General features: G+C 63.3%; 11 protein-coding genes. 8 read left to right on the top strand and 3 right to left on the bottom strand.

Annotation, left to right across the window (positions count from 1 at the left end):
- Positions 1–42 precede the first annotated feature (42 nt).
- Complete coding sequence (aat, locus tag QC815_RS16155) at positions 43–774, bottom strand: leucyl/phenylalanyl-tRNA--protein transferase (RefSeq protein ID WP_230447546.1); 732 nt, start codon at positions 772–774, stop codon at positions 43–45.
- 144 nt (positions 775–918) lie between these two features.
- On the opposite strand from aat, the gene QC815_RS16150 reads away from it, so the two are divergent.
- The gene (locus QC815_RS16150; RefSeq protein ID WP_230447547.1) at positions 919–3,972 is read left to right on the top strand and encodes a DNA translocase FtsK; all 3,054 of its coding nucleotides are present in this window, start codon (positions 919–921) and stop codon (positions 3,970–3,972) included.
- Between the two features lie 150 nt (positions 3,973–4,122).
- The gene (gene lolA / locus QC815_RS16145) at positions 4,123–4,779 is read left to right on the top strand and encodes an outer membrane lipoprotein periplasmic chaperone LolA (RefSeq protein ID WP_230447548.1); all 657 of its coding nucleotides are present in this window, start codon (positions 4,123–4,125) and stop codon (positions 4,777–4,779) included.
- A gap of 49 nt (positions 4,780–4,828) precedes the next feature.
- On the opposite strand, the gene QC815_RS16140 is transcribed toward lolA, so the two are convergent.
- Complete coding sequence (locus QC815_RS16140) at positions 4,829–6,163, bottom strand: replication-associated recombination protein A (protein ID WP_230447549.1); 1,335 nt, start codon at positions 6,161–6,163, stop codon at positions 4,829–4,831.
- A 111-nt stretch (positions 6,164–6,274) separates the two neighbouring features.
- On the opposite strand from QC815_RS16140, the gene QC815_RS16135 reads away from it, so the two are divergent.
- From QC815_RS16135 to QC815_RS16115, 5 genes are all read left to right on the top strand, one after another.
- Positions 6,275–6,820, top strand: coding sequence for a hemerythrin domain-containing protein (locus QC815_RS16135; protein WP_230447550.1), 546 nt, complete (start codon positions 6,275–6,277; stop codon positions 6,818–6,820).
- Between the two features lie 133 nt (positions 6,821–6,953).
- Positions 6,954–7,799 carry a glutamate racemase gene (locus QC815_RS16130; RefSeq protein WP_310540920.1) on the top strand — a complete coding sequence of 282 codons (846 nt, stop codon included), beginning with the start codon at positions 6,954–6,956 and terminating at the stop codon, positions 7,797–7,799.
- A 66-nt stretch (positions 7,800–7,865) separates the two neighbouring features.
- Entirely contained in the window at positions 7,866–8,969 is a 1,104-nt protein-coding gene (trmA, locus tag QC815_RS16125; protein ID WP_230447552.1) for a tRNA (uridine(54)-C5)-methyltransferase TrmA, read from the top strand.
- A 157-nt stretch (positions 8,970–9,126) separates the two neighbouring features.
- Positions 9,127–13,950: an NAD-glutamate dehydrogenase gene (locus QC815_RS16120; RefSeq protein ID WP_230447553.1), complete on the top strand. Its 4,824-nt coding sequence runs from the start codon at positions 9,127–9,129 to the stop codon at positions 13,948–13,950.
- Between the two features lie 106 nt (positions 13,951–14,056).
- A complete protein-coding gene (locus QC815_RS16115) occupies positions 14,057–15,070 on the top strand; it encodes a quinone-dependent dihydroorotate dehydrogenase (RefSeq protein WP_230447554.1) in 1,014 nt (337 codons plus the stop codon).
- 50 nt (positions 15,071–15,120) lie between these two features.
- Here QC815_RS16115 and rmf read toward each other — a convergent pair whose 3' ends face one another.
- Complete coding sequence (gene rmf, locus QC815_RS16110) at positions 15,121–15,330, bottom strand: ribosome modulation factor (RefSeq protein WP_230447555.1); 210 nt, start codon at positions 15,328–15,330, stop codon at positions 15,121–15,123.
- Between the two features lie 342 nt (positions 15,331–15,672).
- Here rmf and rlmKL point away from each other — a divergent pair, with 342 nt between their 5' ends.
- Complete coding sequence (rlmKL, locus tag QC815_RS16105) at positions 15,673–17,865, top strand: bifunctional 23S rRNA (guanine(2069)-N(7))-methyltransferase RlmK/23S rRNA (guanine(2445)-N(2))-methyltransferase RlmL (RefSeq protein ID WP_310541027.1); 2,193 nt, start codon at positions 15,673–15,675, stop codon at positions 17,863–17,865.
- Positions 17,866–17,869 lie beyond the last annotated feature (4 nt).

Genomic DNA, 17,869 nt, shown 5'->3' with positions numbered 1-17,869 from the left:
TGACACCTCAGCCTGTGACAAGGTGCCGGTAAAAAGCCGGCGTCAGGCGATCGCCGATAGCCACGGAGACGTCGGCACCCCGGGCGCTGACGCCGGGGAGGCGGCTGCGCGGAAAGCCGCGTCGGGCAACCACTTCTCAAGATAGCTGATGAATGTCGCGCGGGCGACTGTTGTTGCGCCCAGACTTGCCAGGTGCGGCGTATGCATCTGGCAGTCGATCAGCTTGCCGCCTTGCTCGCGCATGGCGCGAGCAAGGTGAGCCAGGGCGACTTTTGAAGCGTCGGGGACGCGGGAAAACATCGATTCGCCAAAAAACACCGGGCCCATGGCGACCCCGTAAAGCCCGCCGACCAGATGCCCGTGCTGGTGCACTTCGATACTGTGGGCAATGCCCTGCGCGTGCAGGTCACAGTAGGCTTGTACCATGTCGTCGGTGATCCAGGTGCCCGCTTCGCCGTCCCTGGGCGCGGCGCAGGCGTCGATCACCGACTCGAAATGTCGATCCACGGAGATGTCAAACCCCGCATTGCGCAGCTTTTTTGTTAAGCTTCGGCGCTGCCTGAATTGCTCGGGCAGGAGTATCATGCGGGGGTCAGGGCTCCACCACAGGATGGGGTCATGGTCGCTGAACCAGGGGAAGATGCCGCGCCGGTAGGCTTCCACCAGCCAGTCCGGGGTCAATTCGCCGCCCGCTGCCAGCAGGCCGTTTGGTGAATCCAGCGCGCTGGTAACGGCAGGGAAGTAAGGCATTGGCGAGGAAAGCCAGGGTAGCATGGGGTGGCTCCGGTCAGTCGCGACGCTATCAGTGACGGTAACAAGGACGCATCGAGTAGCCCCTGTGACGGCAGCAGGATGCTCGGTATGATGCAAACTCGCAAGTGGATTAACGACGCCATCGGGTGCAAAAGGGAGAGTCGCTTGAAAGTGAATAAAGCGGTCGACAAGCGAACACAGCGTAATACGCGCCAACGTGGGTCTTCAGAGCGGGTCAATGCCGCCAAGGACAAAGCGCGTCGGGTTGGGTTACGCCTGCAGGGCGCCGCACGCGATGGCGTGGTCGTGGCGCTGCTGGCGGTATGTACGTTCTTATTACTGGCCCTGTTCAGTTATTCGCCGTCGGACCCGGGGTGGTCGTCCCAGGGGCCGGAAACTGCGGTCGATAACTGGATGGGTCCGGTAGGGGCCTGGCTGGCTGACGTTTTGTATTCGCTGCTCGGCGCCAGTGCGCTCTGGTGGCCGGGGATGGTCGGCTATCTGGCCTGGTGGCTGGTGCGTTCCCGCCAGGTGCGCTTTGAGCTGGATCCGATCGCCGTGGCGGTACGTGCGGGCGGCCTGATGCTGCTGATGTTCGGCACCACCATGCTCGGCGCGCTGCATTTCTATAACCCCGATAGCGTGCTGCCCTATGCGTCGGGCGGGATTCTGGGCGAAGGCCTGGTGGGTGCCTTGCGGCCGCTGGTCAGCAGCGGCGGCGTCGGGTTGATCGCCGCGGCGCTTATCCTCAGCGGTTTTCCGCTGTTCAGCGGCATGTCCTGGCTGCAGGTCGCCGACGAGGTGGGCCGCCGCCTGTGCCGCCTGGGTGGCTGGTGGTCGGCGCGCCGTCAGGCACGCCGCGAACGGGTCAGGCAGCGTGCCGCCGCGCGCCCGACGCCAGCACCGTCGCGGCGTTCGGCCGTGGCCGAGGAAGCTGCCCCGGCCAACAAGTCGGCAAGTGAGCCTGCCGATAAGCCAGAACCCAGCGCCAAGCCCAGGCGCCGCGAGCCCGGCTTGAGCAGTCCCTCGGCCGATGACCAGGCGGGCGATGCCAAGGCGGTCGACGCGCCCGCTCAGCAGGTTGACGCCACGGATACCTCGATTCCCTGGTCGGCCACCGGGCAAGCGCCTTCGGCCAACGCCTTCGCCGCGACGCCGTCATCGCTTAAGCCCGAGCCCGAAGAGCACGAGGTTACACCACCCGCCGAGCAAGCCGAGCCCTCGGCTGCGGAGGCGCCGTCCCCGTCGCCCGCCACCGAACCCGAGGTGGAAGCGCCTTCGACGCCCCAGGATAACGCCACTGAGCCGACGCCCACCTCGCCCTTTGCGGCTCCACCGGCGACCGATGAGGCGCCTGAGCCCAGCGAAGCGCTGCCGCTGCGCGCCTCGCGTCGCCACGAGGAAGAAGGGGTAGAAGCGCCGGATGCCGCATCGGCGACGCCGTTATCCACTGCCGACGATGATACCGACGACGATGAAGCCGTCGCGCCGCCGTTGAACGCTGAACGACCGAGGACCCGGGTGCCCGAAGTCGTGCCCGAGCCGGTGTGGGACGATGACGACGACGAGCCCGAGGCCGTGTCGCCGGCGCGCCATGAGCCTGCCTTCCGCCCGGAGGCCGTCGAGGAAGTCGGCAGCGATGACGGCCCGACGCTGTGGACGGTGGAGCACCTGCAGAATCAGCGCCCGGCGTACGATGATATTCCCGACCCCGAAGGTGACGTGCCCAGCCTGCGCCTGCTGACGCCGGCGGAGCCCCATCAGCCCAATTACTCCGACGAGCAGCTGGCGGACATGGCCGAGCTACTTGAAGTGCGGCTGCGCGAATACGGGGTAAAAGCGGAAGTGGTCGATACCTGGCCGGGGCCGGTCATCACGCGCTTTGAAATCAAGCCGGCCGCCGGCGTCAAGGTGTCCAAGATCAGCAACCTCGCCAAGGACCTGGCGCGCTCGCTGATGGTCAAGAGCGTGCGCGTGGTCGAGGTGATTCCGGGCCGCCCGACGGTGGGTATCGAGATTCCCAACCCGCACCGGGCGATGATCCGGCTGCGCGAGGTGATTGATTCCGAGCGCTACCAGCAGGAAACCTCGCCGCTGACCATGGCGCTTGGCCAGGATATCGGCGGCGGCCCGGTGGTGGCCAACCTGGGCAAGATGCCCCACCTGCTGGTGGCCGGTACCACCGGCTCGGGCAAGTCGGTGGGCGTCAATGCGATGCTGATTTCGATGCTGCTCAAGGCGACGCCGGACGAGCTGAAGCTGATCATGGTCGACCCCAAGATGCTGGAGCTGTCCGTCTACGACGGTATTCCCCACCTGCTGGCGCCGGTGGTCACCGACATGAAGGAAGCCGCCAATAGCCTGCGCTGGTGCGTGGCCGAAATGGAGAGGCGCTACAAGCTGATGGCCGCCATGGGCGTGCGTAACATCGCCGGCTTTAATGCCCGCCTGGACGAGGCCGAGCGCGCCGGCGCCCAGGTGGCAGACCCGCTATGGGAACCGCAGCCCTGGGAAATGCACCAGACACCGCCGATACTCGAGAAGCTGCCCTACATCGTGGTGGTGATCGACGAATTTGCCGACATGTTCATGATCGTGGGCAAGAAGGTCGAGGAGCTCATTGCGCGCCTGGCCCAGAAGGCCCGCGCGGCGGGAATACACCTGATTCTTGCCACCCAGCGCCCGTCGGTGGACGTGGTGACCGGCTTGATCAAGGCCAACATTCCGTCGCGGATGGCCTTCCAGGTGTCGTCGCGCATCGATTCGCGGACGATTCTCGATCAGGGCGGCGCGGAAAGCCTGCTCGGTCACGGCGATATGCTGTATCTACCTGCCGGGTCGGGGCCGCCCAACCGTATCCACGGCGCCTTTGTCGACGACGATGAAGTGCACCGCGTGGTGGATGACTGGAAGCGGCGCGGCGAGCCGGAGTATATCGAAGAGATCCTGTCCGGCGGCGTGACTGCCGACGCCCTGGCCGGCCTTGAGGCCGAGGGCGGCGACAGCGACGACGCCGAGCAGGATGCGCTCTACGACGAGGCGGTGCAGTTCGTCACCCAAACCCGCAAGGCGTCGATTTCCGCCGTTCAGCGACGCTTCAAAATCGGCTATAACCGCGCCGCGCGCCTGGTGGAAGCCATGGAAGGCGCCGGCGTGGTGTCCAATATGGGCACCAACGGCGCCCGCGAAGTGCTGGCACCGCCCCCGGCCGGTCAGTAAACAATCGTGCAACAAGCGTGAAAATAGCGTCGCCTGTGAAACCAGGCGGCGGTTTGCGCGTCTCAATAGCCACACGGACGGTTATGCCGACCCATTACACGATATGTTTCTTCGTTACGTTCATTTGGCAAGGTTGCCTAGGGAGATCGCATGCGCGATACGCAAACTCGACGTCCTTCATCGTTAGCGCTGGCCGCCAGCGCGCTGGGATTGACACTCGCGGCGCCGTTGGCCATGGCCAGCGACGCCGCCGAGCGCCTCACCGAGCGGCTCGACCCGCTGGAGAGCTATCAGGCATCCTTTGAGCAGCAGATTCTCGACGCTAGCGGCGAGCGGCTGCAGGATGCCCGCGGTGAAATGTGGCTGGCGCGCCCGGGCATGCTGCGCTGGGAAGTCGAAGCGCCTTATACGCAAACCGTGGTATCGGACGGCGATGAAGTGTATCTCTACGACCCTGACCTGGAGCAGGTGACCGTACAGGCGCTGGACGAACGTGTCACCCACACCCCGGCGCTACTGCTTTCCGGGCGCGTCAGCGAGCTGACCGAAAGCTACGAGGTGGAATACGAGCAGGACAACGGCGATGACGTCTTCACGCTGGTGCCCACTTCGGCGGACACGTTGTTCGAGCAACTGCGTATGATCTTCGACGGCAATATGCTCACCGAGCTGTGGATGACGGACAGCACCGGCCAGCGCACGTCGATTGTATTCAGCAATGCCGAGCGTAATGCCGATATTGATGACGAGCGTTTCGAGTTCGATATCCCCGATGGCACGGACGTCATTCGCGAAGATGTCCGCTAGCCGACCTTTCCGCTGGATCGGCGAGCGATGCGCTTGACCATGCGGCCGATCAGGCATCCGGTGCCTGGTCGGCCTCTTTGTCCCGGGCGTCGCGCCACGCCATGATCTCGGCGAAGCGCTTTTCCTGACCGAAGGCGCTGGGTTGGTAAAACGCCTGTCTGGGTAGCGCTTCCGGCCAGCAGTCGTGGGCGCTGCCGGCGGGATAGCCGTCGGGCTCGTTGTGCGCGTAGCGGTAGCCGTCGCCGTGGCTGAGCTGTTCCATCAGCTTGGTGGGCGCGTTACGCAGGTAGGTCGGCACCTCGACCTGGGGTTGCTGGCTGACGAACTGCCTGGCCTTGTTCCACGCCTGATCGATGCGGTTGCTTTTGGGCGCTACCGCCAGGTGAATGGCCGCGTGGGCGATCGCCCGCTGGCCCTCGTGGTCACCGAGTCGCCGATAGGCGTCCCAGGCCGCCATCACCAGCGGCAGCGCCCGTGGATCGGCATTGCCCACGTCTTCCGAGGCAATGGCGCTTAGCCGGCGCACTACGTCGAGCGGGTCGCCGCCGCCCTGCATGAAGCGCGCCATGTAGAGCAGTGCGGCGTCCGGGCGTGATGAGCGGATCGACTTGTGAATCGCCGAGAGCAGGTCGTAGTAGGCATCGCCCTGCTTGTCGAAGGCGCTGGCCTGGTGGCCGATGACATCGGCAAGGACGCTTTCGGGCAGGCGCTCGCCGCCGGCGTCATGAGTGGTGAAGTCGCAGGCGGTTTCCAGCAGCCCCAGGGCTCGGCGGGCATCCCCGGCGCTGGCCTTGGCCAGGGCGGTCAACACCGACGCCTCCACCTTGATCTTACGTTTGCCCAGCCCGCGCTCCTGGTCGTCCAGCGCCTGTTGCATGACGCTGATCAGTTCGTCCTGGGTCAGGGGTTTCAATACGTACACCCGCGCCCGCGAGAGCAGCGCCGAGTTGACCTCGAACGACGGATTTTCGGTCGTCGCGCCAATCAGGGTCAGCAGCCCGGACTCCACATGGGGCAGCAGGGCATCCTGCTGGCTCTTGTTCAATCGGTGAATCTCATCTAAAAAGAGTATGACCGGCGAGCTCATTTGCTGGGCGCGTTCGACCACCGCGCGAATATCCTTTACCCCCGCCATCACCGCACTCAGCTGCTCCAGATGCGCATTGGACGCGTGCGCCAGCAGCTCGGCCAGCGTGGTTTTGCCTACCCCAGGGGGACCCCATAGCATCATCGAGCGCACGACCCCCGACTCCGCCATTCGCCGAAGCGGTTTGTCCGGGCCCACCAGTGCCTGCTGGCCAACGTAGTCTTCCAGCCGGCGCGGGCGCATGCGGTAGGCAAGGGGGGCGTCGTCGGCAGGGGTTGTGCGGCTGAAAAGATCCATGGAAGCTCCGTTGAACATTGGCCCATCGGTTGGGTCTGTCATGATAATGTGTATGGTAAAGGGCGTCCGCTCAGACTACCTTTGGCGTAAGACGATAAAGGAGACGGCTCAATGTTAAACCAACTGCGTTTAGATCATGCCAACATGGCCAGGATGCTGCACGTCCTGCAGCTCAAGCATAAAGCCTTGGTCAAGGGCGAGCGCCCCAATTTTCAACTGATGCGCGAGGTGGTGGATTACATTCTGTCCTACATGGACAGCTTTGCCGGGCCGTTGGAGCAGATTTGCGTCGAACGCCTTCGCAAGGAGGCCCCCGAACATACCCCGTTGACCGAAAAGATGGCGGAGGAATATCGTCAGCTGAAACCCCGCTTGAAGCAGCTGTCCAATGATGTCGACATGATTCTGATGGATAACGTGCTGCCCATGGATACCTTTGCCAGCGACTTGAAAGCCTACCTGGAGGCACACCGTGCGTACCTCCGCCAGGAGCGTGAAGAGCTGTTTCCGCTGATGGACGAGCACTTCAGCGACGCCGACATGGAAGCGCTCAAGCAGTCGCTGCCGGCGGACGCTCAGCCTTCCCTCGAGCGTTTGCAGCTTGCCTACCCGGAACTGTATGCCGAACTACGCGGCGCCGAAGTGCCCAACGTCTAGGGGCCGCCCGTCGCCATAGGGAAGACGCCTTATCAGCCCCCGCGTGCGTGTTAAACTACCCGCCGAAATATCGCGGAGCGGGCAAAAGGACAGGGGTGATGGTGGCAACGCGTAATCGCGGCGGCGTGGCAGCATGAGGCAGGGACCGGTATTGATCTTTGATTCCGGCGTGGGAGGACTGTCGGTGGCGGAGGCGCTTCGCCGCCACTCTCCCCACGCCGGTTTTTGCTATGCCTGTGACAACGCCTGGCTGCCGTATGGGCTGCGTGACGACGCCACCCTGACGGAGCGTATTGTGGCGGTTTGCCTGGCCGCCGTGGCGGCCTGCCGGCCCAGCGTTCTGGTGGTGGCGTGCAATACCGCGAGTACCCTGGCGCTTGAAAATCTGCGCTGGCATCTGAGCATCCCCGTGGTGGGCACCGTGCCCGCGATTAAACCGGCAGCGGCCCTCAGTCGCACCCGGCATATCGGCTTGCTGGCGACCCGCGCCACCGTCGGCCGTCCCTATACCCAGGAACTGATCAGCCGCTTTGCCAGCGATTGTGTGGTCACGCGTGTGGCCGCAGACGGCCTGGTCAGCGAGGCCGAAGCCTGGCTGGCGGGCCGATCGCCGGATACGGCGCGCATGCACGCCGCCTTGGCCCCGCTCTGGCAGGCTGCCGCACCGGGGCAGGCAAGTGGCGCGGCGGATTCGCCGATCCTTGATAGAACGTCGCCTGATCAACCGTGGCTGGATACGGTGGTACTCGGGTGTACGCATTTTCCGCTGCTGAAACCATGGCTTACCGAGCTTGCCCCGGTGCCGCTTGACTGGGTTGATTCCGGTGATGCCATCGCCCGGCGGGTGGCGCAGGTGGCCGCGCCGCTGATGTCGAGCGAGCCCGACGGGCGCTGTTTTACCACGGCGCCGGCCGTTGCGTTGAGCGCGGGCCTGGCGCGCTATGGCTTTCAGCCTGCGCAGCCGTTATCCCTCATGTAGTCACCGCTTATTGATCATTGATGCGATGATGTCACCTTTACCTGAACAAGATGAGAAGGAGCCGCCTTGGCTATCCCCGTTGTTGACCCCGACCGCTACGGCGAACAGTTAGCCGACAAGCGTGCCTATGTCGAACGTCTTTTTGCGTCTTTCGAGCCGCCTAAACTTGAGGTTTTTGCCTCGCCGCCCAGTCATTACCGCCAGCGCTGCGAGTTTCGTATCTGGCACGAAGGCGATGATCTTTTCTACGCCATGTTCGAGGTGCCCCCGGGCGATCCCAAGCGCAAGCGGGTTATCCGGCTCGACCAGTTCCCGGTGGCCAGCGAGTCGATCAACCAGCTGATGCCGGCGTTGCGCGCCGCCTTCCTGGCCAGCGATGAGCTGCGCCGTCGGCTGTTTCAGGTCGAATTCCTGACCACGCTCTCCGGCGAAGCGCTGGTCACGCTGATCTACCACCGCCCGCTGGGGGATGCCTGGGAGGCCGAGGCGCGCGCCCTCGAGGCCGAACTGGGTATCATGATCATCGGGCGCTCGCGCAAGCAGCGTCTGGTACTCACTCGCGACCACGTCTGGGAGCGGTTGCAGGTAGAGGGGCGTACGCTGCACTACCAGCAGGTCGAAAACAGCTTTACCCAGCCCAATGCGCATATCTGCCAGGCGATGCTTGGCTGGGCAAGCGACGTCACGGCGGGGCGCCAGCAGGAAGACCTGGTCGAGCTTTACTGCGGTAACGGCAACTTTACCATTGCGCTGGCGGAGAATTTTCGCCGCGTGCTGGCCACCGAAATCTCGCGCACCTCGGTGGCCAGTGCCAACGTCAATCTGGAGGCCAACGGCGTGACCAACGCCCGGGTGGCAAGAATGTCTGCCGAAGACTTCGCCCAGGCGCTCAAGGGCGACAAGACCGGGCGCCGTGTGGCGGAGATGGGGCTTGAATCCTATGACTTCTCAACGGTGCTGGTGGATCCGCCCCGCGCCGGCCTTGATCAGCAAAGTTGCCGACAGCTCAGCGAGTACGCCCATATCGTCTATATTTCATGCAACCCGGTAACGCTGGCGGAGAACCTGGCCCAGCTGACGCACACCCACGACATCGTGCGGTTTGCGCTGTTTGACCAGTTCCCGTTTACCGACCATTGTGAATGTGGGGTGTGGCTGAGGCGGCGCTGACCGTCAGGGATGATGCAAAAGTGGTATGCGTCATGAGTAACCCGACAGATGGCTAGGGCAATATAAACGGGTAGCGTAAGCTGACCGCATATTGGCCTAAAGGCCTATTGTCCTTCGTTTTTTGGCCAGATGATGGCCCCGGCAGCAGAGGTGATGGATGCATTACGTTGCGATTGAAGAAAGTCGGCAGGATTTACTCAAGCAGCTGCAGGAGCGGCTGCATGACCGCTTGGAGCCGACCCGCGCGGCGGCCGTTGATACCTTTGCGCGACACTTCTACGCGACGGTGCCGGTGGAAGACCTCATCGACCGCCGCCTTGACGATCTTTACGGGGCGACGCTGTCGATCTGGCAGTTTCTGCAGAACCACGACCCTGAAAGCCCCAAGATTCGGGTCTTCAATCCCGATTTCGAAGAGCATGGCTGGCAGTCGACCCACACCTTTGTGGCAGTTCTGCACGAAGACATGCCGTTTCTGGTCGACTCGGTGCGCATCGAGCTGAACCGACGCGGCCTGACGGTGCACGCGATTCAAAATTCCGTGCTGGCGGTGGGGCGGAATTCTGACCACCAACTGCAGACAATGAGCTCGCCGCGGGACGCCAAGGCGAACGAGGCACGTGAATCGCTGATCGTGATCGAGGTCGATCGCCACACCGACCCCGAGCTGCTCGAGACCATCGAGCACAACCTGCATGATGTCCTGCGCGACGTGCGCACCGCCGTGCGCGACTTCGATGCCATGTGCGAGCAGATCCGCGGCTCCATTCAGGAACTCGAGAAGAACTGCCCGCCGCAGATCGATCCCGACGACCACGAGGAAGCCATCGCCTTCCTTGAGTGGCTGCTCAAGGATAATTTCACCTTCCTCGGCTACGACGAGTACCAGCTGAAAGACGGTGAGCTGACCCGCGACCCCGATAGCCTGCTGGGGGTCTTCCGGCTGGATCAGCCGCGTTACCAGGAACGGATCCGCACCGAGGAAGGTATCGGCGACGACAACGACTACGTGCTGGTGCCGCAGCTGCTGTCATTTGCCAAAAGCGCCCATCACTCGCGGGTTCACCGGCCCACCTATCCGGACTACATTACCGTCGACCGCTACGACGACCATGGCAATGTGATCGGCGAGCGGCGTTTCTTCGGGCTGTTCACGGCCACGGTGTACAACGAGTCGCCGCGCAATATTCCGCTGCTGCGTCGCAAGCTCAAGGCGGTGATGGACATCGCCGGCTTCAATCTCCAGGGGCATAACGGCAAGCAGCTGCTTCAGGTATTGGAGGTCTACCCCCGCGACGATCTCTTCCAGATGAACACCGAGGCGCTGGCCAGCACGGCGCTGGGTATTCTCGATATCCGCGAGCGTCGCCAGGTTCGGCTGTTCATTCGTGCCGACGTCAGCGGCAAGTTCTACTCCTGCCTGGTGTTTGTGCCCCGGGATGTGTTTTCCACCGATCTGCGTCAGCGTATCCAGCAGATGCTGTGCGAGGAGCTGGACGCGCGCTTTGGCGACTTCAACACCTACCTGTCGGAGTCGGTGCTGGCGCGAATCCAGCTGATTCTGCGCTTCAACGGCGACGCCCCCAGCGAGTACGACCTCAAGCGCCTGGAAAGCAAGGTCGCCCGGCTGGCACGCAGCTGGCGCGACGACCTGCAGGCCGCGATGATCGAAGGGTTCGGCGAAGAGCGCGCCAACCTCTTGATGGAACAGTTCAGCGAAGCGTTTTCTGCCAGCTACCGCGAGGACTTTTCCGCGCGAACGGCGGTGTTCGATATCCAGCACCTGCTGATGCTGGACAGTGGCGACAATCTTTCACTGTCGCTTTATCGACCGCTGGAAGAGCAGGGCGGTGGGGTCAACCTGAAGCTGTTCCACCGGGACACGCAGATTCCACTCTCCGACGTGCTACCGATGATGGAAAACCTCGGCCTGAGGGTCATCGGCGAGCGCCCTTACGATATCAACGGGCCCCAGCAGCGCTACTGGATTCATGATTTCGAGCTGGAGCACAGTGGCGCCGAGGTCAGCCTGTCGGACATGCGCGAAACCTTCAGCGAAGCGTTCAAGCGCATCTGGGCCGGTGAAGCCGATAACGATGCCTTCAACCGCCTGATCATCGGCGCCGGCCTGGACTGGCGGGAAGTTGCCATGCTGCGCGGCTATGCCCGCTACCTGAAGCAGATCCGTTTCGGCATGTCCCAGCACTACATCGCCACGACGCTGGCCAACTATCCGGCGATCACTCAGGCCCTGGTCGAGCTTTTCCAGCAGCGTTTCGACCCCGACCTGGACGCCCACGATGCCAGCGACTGCGTGGCGCGCATTCACGAACACCTGGAAGCCGTCGCCAGCCTCAACGATGATCAGCTGCTGCGTCGCTTCATGGAACTGATTCAGGCGACGCTGCGCACCAACTACTACCAGCAGAACGACGATGGGCGCCCAAGGGACTACATCGCCTACAAGCTCGAGCCCTCCAAGGTCACCGGCATGCCCAAGCCGCGCCCGGCGTTCGAGATTTTCGTCTGCTCGCCACGGGTCGAGGGTGTCCACTTGCGCGGCGGCAAGGTGGCGCGCGGGGGGCTGCGCTGGTCCGATCGTTTTGAAGATTTCCGTACCGAAGTGCTCGGCCTGGTCAAGGCGCAGCAGGTCAAGAACGCGGTGATCGTGCCGGTGGGCGCCAAGGGCGGGTTCGTCTGCAAGCGCATGCCGGAAAACGCCGACCGTGAAACCCAGCAGAAAGAGGGCATCGCCTGCTATCAGCTGTTCATTCGCGCGCTGCTGGACGTGACCGACAACCTGGTGGCGGGAGATGTCGTACCGCCCGAACGCGTGGTGCGCCACGACGACGACGACGCCTACCTGGTGGTCGCCGCCGACAAGGGCACGGCCACCTTCTCGGATATCGCCAACGAGATTTCGCTGGAGTACGGCCACTGGCTGGGTGATGCCTTTGCTTCCGGCGGCGCCAACGGCTACGACCACAAGAAGATGGGGATTACCGCCCGCGGGGCCTGGGAATCGGTGAAACGCCACTTCAAGAACCTGGATCTGGATACCCAACGCGACGAGTTCAGCGTCATCGGTGTCGGCGACATGGCCGGCGACGTGTTCGGCAACGGCATGCTACTGTCGGACAAGATCCAGCTGGTGGGCGCCTTCAACCACCTGCATATCTTCGTCGACCCCAACCCGGATGCCGCGGCGACCTTTGCCGAACGCCAGCGGCTGTTCGACCTGCCGCGCTCCAGCTGGGAGGATTACGACCAGTCGCTGATTTCCCAGGGCGGCGGTATCTTCAGCCGCAGCGCCAAGTCGATTGCCATTACCCCTGAAATGCGGGCTACTTTTGGCATTGACGAACCCCGGCTGTCGCCCAACGAACTGATCCGCGCGATGCTCGTCTCCAAGGTCGATCTGATCTGGAACGGCGGGATCGGTACCTACGTGAAAGGCTCCGAAGAGACCGATGCAGACGTCGGCGACAAGGCCAACGACGCGCTGCGCATCAACGGTAATGACCTCAACTGTCGCGTGGTCGGTGAGGGCGGTAACCTGGGGCTGACCCAGCGGGGCCGGATGGAAGCCGCCGCCAAGGGCGTGCGGGTTTACACCGACTTTATCGACAATGCCGGGGGCGTCAACTGCTCCGACCACGAGGTCAACATCAAGATCCTGATCGATGAAGTGGTCAAGCGCGGCGACATGACCGACAAGCAGCGCAACCAGCTGCTTGCCGAGATGACCGACGAGGTAGCCGATCTGGTGATTCTGGACAACTACCGCCAGACCCAGGCGCTGGATCTCTCGGCCATTCTGTCCCAGCAGGGCATGGGGCCTTACCGGCGCTTCATCAGCGAGCTGGAGTCGGCGGGGCAGATCGATCGTGAGCTTGAGTTCCTGCCCACCGACGACGTGCTCAAGGAGCGCGGTAGCCAGCAGCAGGGCATGCGTCTGCCGGAGCTCTCGGTGTTGATCTCTTACGCCAAGAGCACTCTCAAGGGCGATCTGATTGCCTCCGAGGTGCCCGACGACCCCTATATCCACCGCCATCTCGAACGGCTGTTCCCGGCGGTGCTGACCGAGCGCTACCAGCCGGAAATGTACGATCACCGCCTGAAGCGCGAAATCGTCGCCACCCAGGTAGCCAACGATCTGGTCGATCACATGGGCGTCGTCTTCGTGCGCCGACTGATGGATTCCACCGGGGCCGGACGGGCGGATATCGCCCGCGCTTACGTGGTCGCCCGGGACAGCTTCAATCTCCCCGCGCTGTGGAGCGAGCTGGAAGCGCTGGATAACCAGGTGCCCAACCGCGTGCAGTACGCGATGATGCTCGATCTGATGCGCATGATCCGCCGGGCGACACGCTGGTTCCTGCGTCAGCACATGGGGCTGTCGACCCAGGACACTATCGATTACTTCCGCCCCCGCCTGTCGCAGCTGCAGGAAGGCATCGACGAGCTGCTCAGTGGGGAAGAGCTGGCCGCCTGGCAGCAGCGCTTTGAAGAGCTGCAGCAGGCCGGGGTGCCGGATCACCTGGCGTCGACGGTCGCTGCGGCTCCCAGCCTGTATGCCGGTCTGGGGATCATCCAGGCGGCGCGGTCCACCAACGAGAAACCCCAGCGGGTGGCCGAGGTGTTCTACGAGATCGGCAGCCGGCTCGAGCTGCCCTGGATGATCCAGCAGGTCACCCAGCTCGAGGTGCGCGACGCCTGGCAGGCCCAGGCGCGGGAGACCTTCCGTGACGACATCGACCGCCAGCAGCTGGCGCTGACCACCAGCGTCCTCAAGCTGGAAGCGGGCAGCCGCGATACCCAGGAACGGGTTGCCCAGTGGCTGGAACAGCATGCGGATCTGCATCGCCGCTGGTGTCGCCTGATCGACGAGGTGCGCGGCGGCAGCGAAGGCGGCTTTGCGCTGTTCGCCGTGGCCATCCGTGAGCTGGTCGACCTGGCAGAAAGCGACAGCGAAAGCTAGTCGCCGTTGACGCCACGACACAGCGCGCTCTGGTTCTCCACCAGGGCGCGCTTTTTTACGTTACAATAATGCCCGCTTTAATGCCGCCCGCTTCAAGAGACTTGCCATGTACGCCCTTGCTCGCTCGCTGTTATTTCGCCTCGACCCTGAAACCGCTCACGGTATTGCGCTGGGCACTCTGGATTCGCTGCATCGAGTGAGGAGCGTCAAGCGGCTGGTGGGGGCGCCGGTGGATGATCCGGTCGAGCTGATGGGGCTGCGCTTTGCCAACCGCGTCGGCCTGGCAGCGGGGCTGGATAAAAACGCCGATCACCTGGATGCGCTGGGCGAGCTTGGTTTCGGTTTTATCGAGGTCGGCACGGTGACGCCGGTGGCCCAGCCGGGCAACCCCAAGCCGCGCATGTTTCGGCTGGCGGCGCACGAGGCGATCATCAACCGCTTCGGGTTCAACAACCGTGGCGTTGCGCATCTGGTCGCGCAGGTGAAAAAACGTCACTATGACGGCGTAGTGGGCATCAACATCGGCAAGAACCTGACCACCTCGGTAGACGCGGCGCTTGACGACTATCTGGCCTGCCTGGAGGCGGTTCACGGGGTCGCCGACTATGTGACCGTGAATATCTCCTCGCCCAATACGCCGGGGCTGCGCACGCTGCAGTTCGGCGCCCAGTTGGATGGCCTGTTAGGGCCCATCCGGGCGCGTAGCCTGACCCTTGATGAGCACACCGGCCGCCGAGTGCCGCTGCTGGTAAAAATCGCCCCGGACATGACCGACGAGGAAGTAGCGCTGGTGGCGGGCAGCATCGAGCGCAACGGCTTCGACGGGGTCATTGCCACCAATACCACGGTGTCGCGCGACGGCGTGCAGGGCGATCCGCAGGCGGAAGAAGCCGGAGGGCTTTCCGGCAAGCCGGTATTTGAGGCGTCGAACCGGGTGATTCGTTTGCTACGCGAGCAGCTGCCTGCGCTGCCGATCGTTGGCGTGGGCGGAATAGATAGCGGCGAGGCGGCCATTGCAAAGCGCGTGGCCGGCGCAGATCTGGTGCAGCTCTATTCCGGGCTGATCTACCGTGGGCCCAAGCTGGTCAGCGAGTGTGCCCAGGCGTTGAAGGCGCAATAAAAAGCCCGCTGGCTTGAGCGGGCTTACGCTGCATTCGTTAGAGGTAAAGGTTAAGTCATTACCGTGGGGTTTTTGTGGATGCCGGACACGCCGGTCATGCCATCCCACTGGTCGCCGCGACCTTCACGCCAACCGCTCATCCAGTATTCGCGTAAATTGACCTCTTGACTGGGACAATCATCACGGGAGCGACCCGTAATGCCCGCTTTGTAGCCGTGAACATAAGCCCGCTGGAAGCGATCACGTTTTTGTCGTTTCATTGGCTAACCTCTTTTCATGAAAGCCTTGTAGATGAAATAACGGGGGACGTGATACAGGGCCAACCGCCCCTATGCCTCGCCGCCACTATTTCGAGAGCTGACCTCAAGAGTGAACTGCCGATCCGGTAAAATGGTCTAGCACTCACGTGCTGAACCCACCGTACGGCTGGTTCGTAAACGCCATAGGTCGTTGAGACCCTGACAGGCAACGCATGCGTTTTCAGTAGCTACTCTTTTATTGATAGACCATGATGGGGTCACTTGTCGACCATCAAATTGTCATAAGACGTAAACTCATTTGCCATATACAGGAAATACGCGCGCTTACGCGCAGCCATCATGATGACCGAGCCGAGCCCAACCGCCCCCCTCAACCTGCTGGCGACCTGCCCCAAGGGCATCGAGAGCCTGCTTGCCGACGAACTGGCAGCGCTGGGCGCCACCCCCGGTAAAACTACCGTGGCAGGCGTCTATTTCACTGCGGATCAGTCCGTCGCCTACCGTGTCTGTCTGTGGTCGCGGCTTGCCAACCGCATTGTCCTGATCCTTGCGCGTGAGCCGATGATCGAGACCCCCGAGCAGCTGCGCGATGTGGTCGCACGGCTGGACTGGACCCGGCAAATAGCCCCGGGCAAGACCCTGGCGGTGGACTTTCACGGCCGCAGCGAGCATATCCGCCACACCCGCTTTGGCGCCCAGACCGTCAAGGACGGCGTGGTGGACGCTTTACAGCTGGCCGGCCAGGAACGCCCCACGATCGATACCAAAGCTCCGCACCTGCGCCTTTATGCCCACCTGCACCGGGCCAACGCGACGCTGGGTATCGACCTCTCGGGGGAAAGCCTGCACCGCCGAGGCTACCGGCGCGACGTGGGTCACGCACCGCTGAAGGAAAACCTGGCCGCAGCTCTGCTGGTGCGCGCCGGCTGGCCCGAGCGCGCCAAGGCCGGCGAGCCGCTGATCGACCCGCTGTGCGGCGCGGGAACGCTGCTGATCGAGGCCGGTCTGATGGCCGCCGACCAGGCGCCTAACCTGCACCGCGAGCGTTTTGGTTTCCACGGCTGGGCAGGCCACGACGAAGCGATTTGGCACGAGCTCAAACGCGAGGCCGACGCCCGGGCATCGATTGGCCGCAAGCGCTGCAAGACCTATCTCGCCGGTTTCGATGAAAGCCCGGCGGCGCTGTCGGCCGCCAAGGCCAACGCCATGCGCGCCGGTATTCCGGCGCTGATACATCTCCACGGCCAACGGCTTTCACAGCTGACGCGGCCTGCCGAGCTGACCGCCGAACAGGGACTGTTGATCACCAACCCGCCCTACGGCGAACGCCTGGGCGAGTTGCCCGAGCTGGTGCAGCTCTACGCGCAGCTGGGTGACAAGGCCAAGGCGCTGTTCCCCGGGTGGACGCTTGCGGTGTTTACCGGCAATCCGGACCTCGGTCACCGCCTCGGTCTGCGTGCCCACAAGCAGTACGCGCTGAAAAACGGCGCGCTGGACGCCAAGCTGTTGCTGATGGCCATTGACCCCCATACCGCTCAGGATACGGGCGATGCTGAGTCCTCCGGCACTGAAGCAAGCACCGCGCCCAAGGTATCAGACAACGCGCAGATGTTTGCCAACCGGCTGGCCAAAAACCAGAAGCGGCTGAAAAAGTGGCTGAAGCAAAGCGGTGAAAGCTGCTACCGGCTGTACGATGCCGATATGCCGGAATACGCCCTGGCGGTCGACCGGTACGCGGATCGGGTGCACGTGCAGGAATACGCCGCGCCGCGTTCGGTGGACCCCGCCCAGGCGCAGAAGCGTCTGTTCGATGCGCTGGAAGTCATGCCCGACGCGCTGGGCGTCGACCCCGGCAAGATTCACGTCAAGCGCCGCGAACGGCAAGCCGGCAGCGCCCAGTATCAGAAGCGCGAGGCCAGCGGCGAGCGCTTCGAGGTACAGGAGGGCGCTGCCCGGGTGTGGGTCAACCTGCGCGATTACCTGGATACCGGACTGTTCCTCGATCATCGCCCCGTGCGGCGCATGCTGGGTGAGATGGCCGACGGCAAGCGCTTTTTGAACCTGTTCTGCTATACCGCCACCGCCACCGTTCAGGCCGCCCTGGGGGGTGCCAGCGACAGTGTCAGCGTGGATATGTCCAATACCTATCTGGACTGGGCGCGGGATAATTTCGCCCTCAACAAGCTGGATCCGCGGCTGCATCGGGTGGTGCGCGACGACTGCTTCCGCTGGCTGGAAACCGCCAACGCCGAGTTCGACCTGATCTTCATGGATCCGCCGACATTTTCCAATTCCAAGAAGATGCGCGATACCCTTGACGTGCAGCGTGACCATCCGCGTCTCGTGGAACTGGCCATGGCGCGCCTGGCGCCCGGCGGCACCCTGGTGTTTTCCAACAACCAGCGGCGCTTCACGCTGGATGCGTCGCTGAGCGAGCAGTTTGCGGTGGAGGAGATTACCGCGCGCACCTTTGATCCGGATTTCCAGCGGCGCAGCAACGCTCACCACGTGTTCCTGCTGCGTCACCGCGAATAACGTG

This window comes from Vreelandella gomseomensis (assembly GCF_031451645.1).
GTDB classification, from domain to species: domain Bacteria; phylum Pseudomonadota; class Gammaproteobacteria; order Pseudomonadales; family Halomonadaceae; genus Vreelandella; species Vreelandella gomseomensis.
The sequence above is the reverse complement of the archived record's forward strand: the minus strand, read 5'-3'. Positions and strand labels throughout refer to the sequence as shown.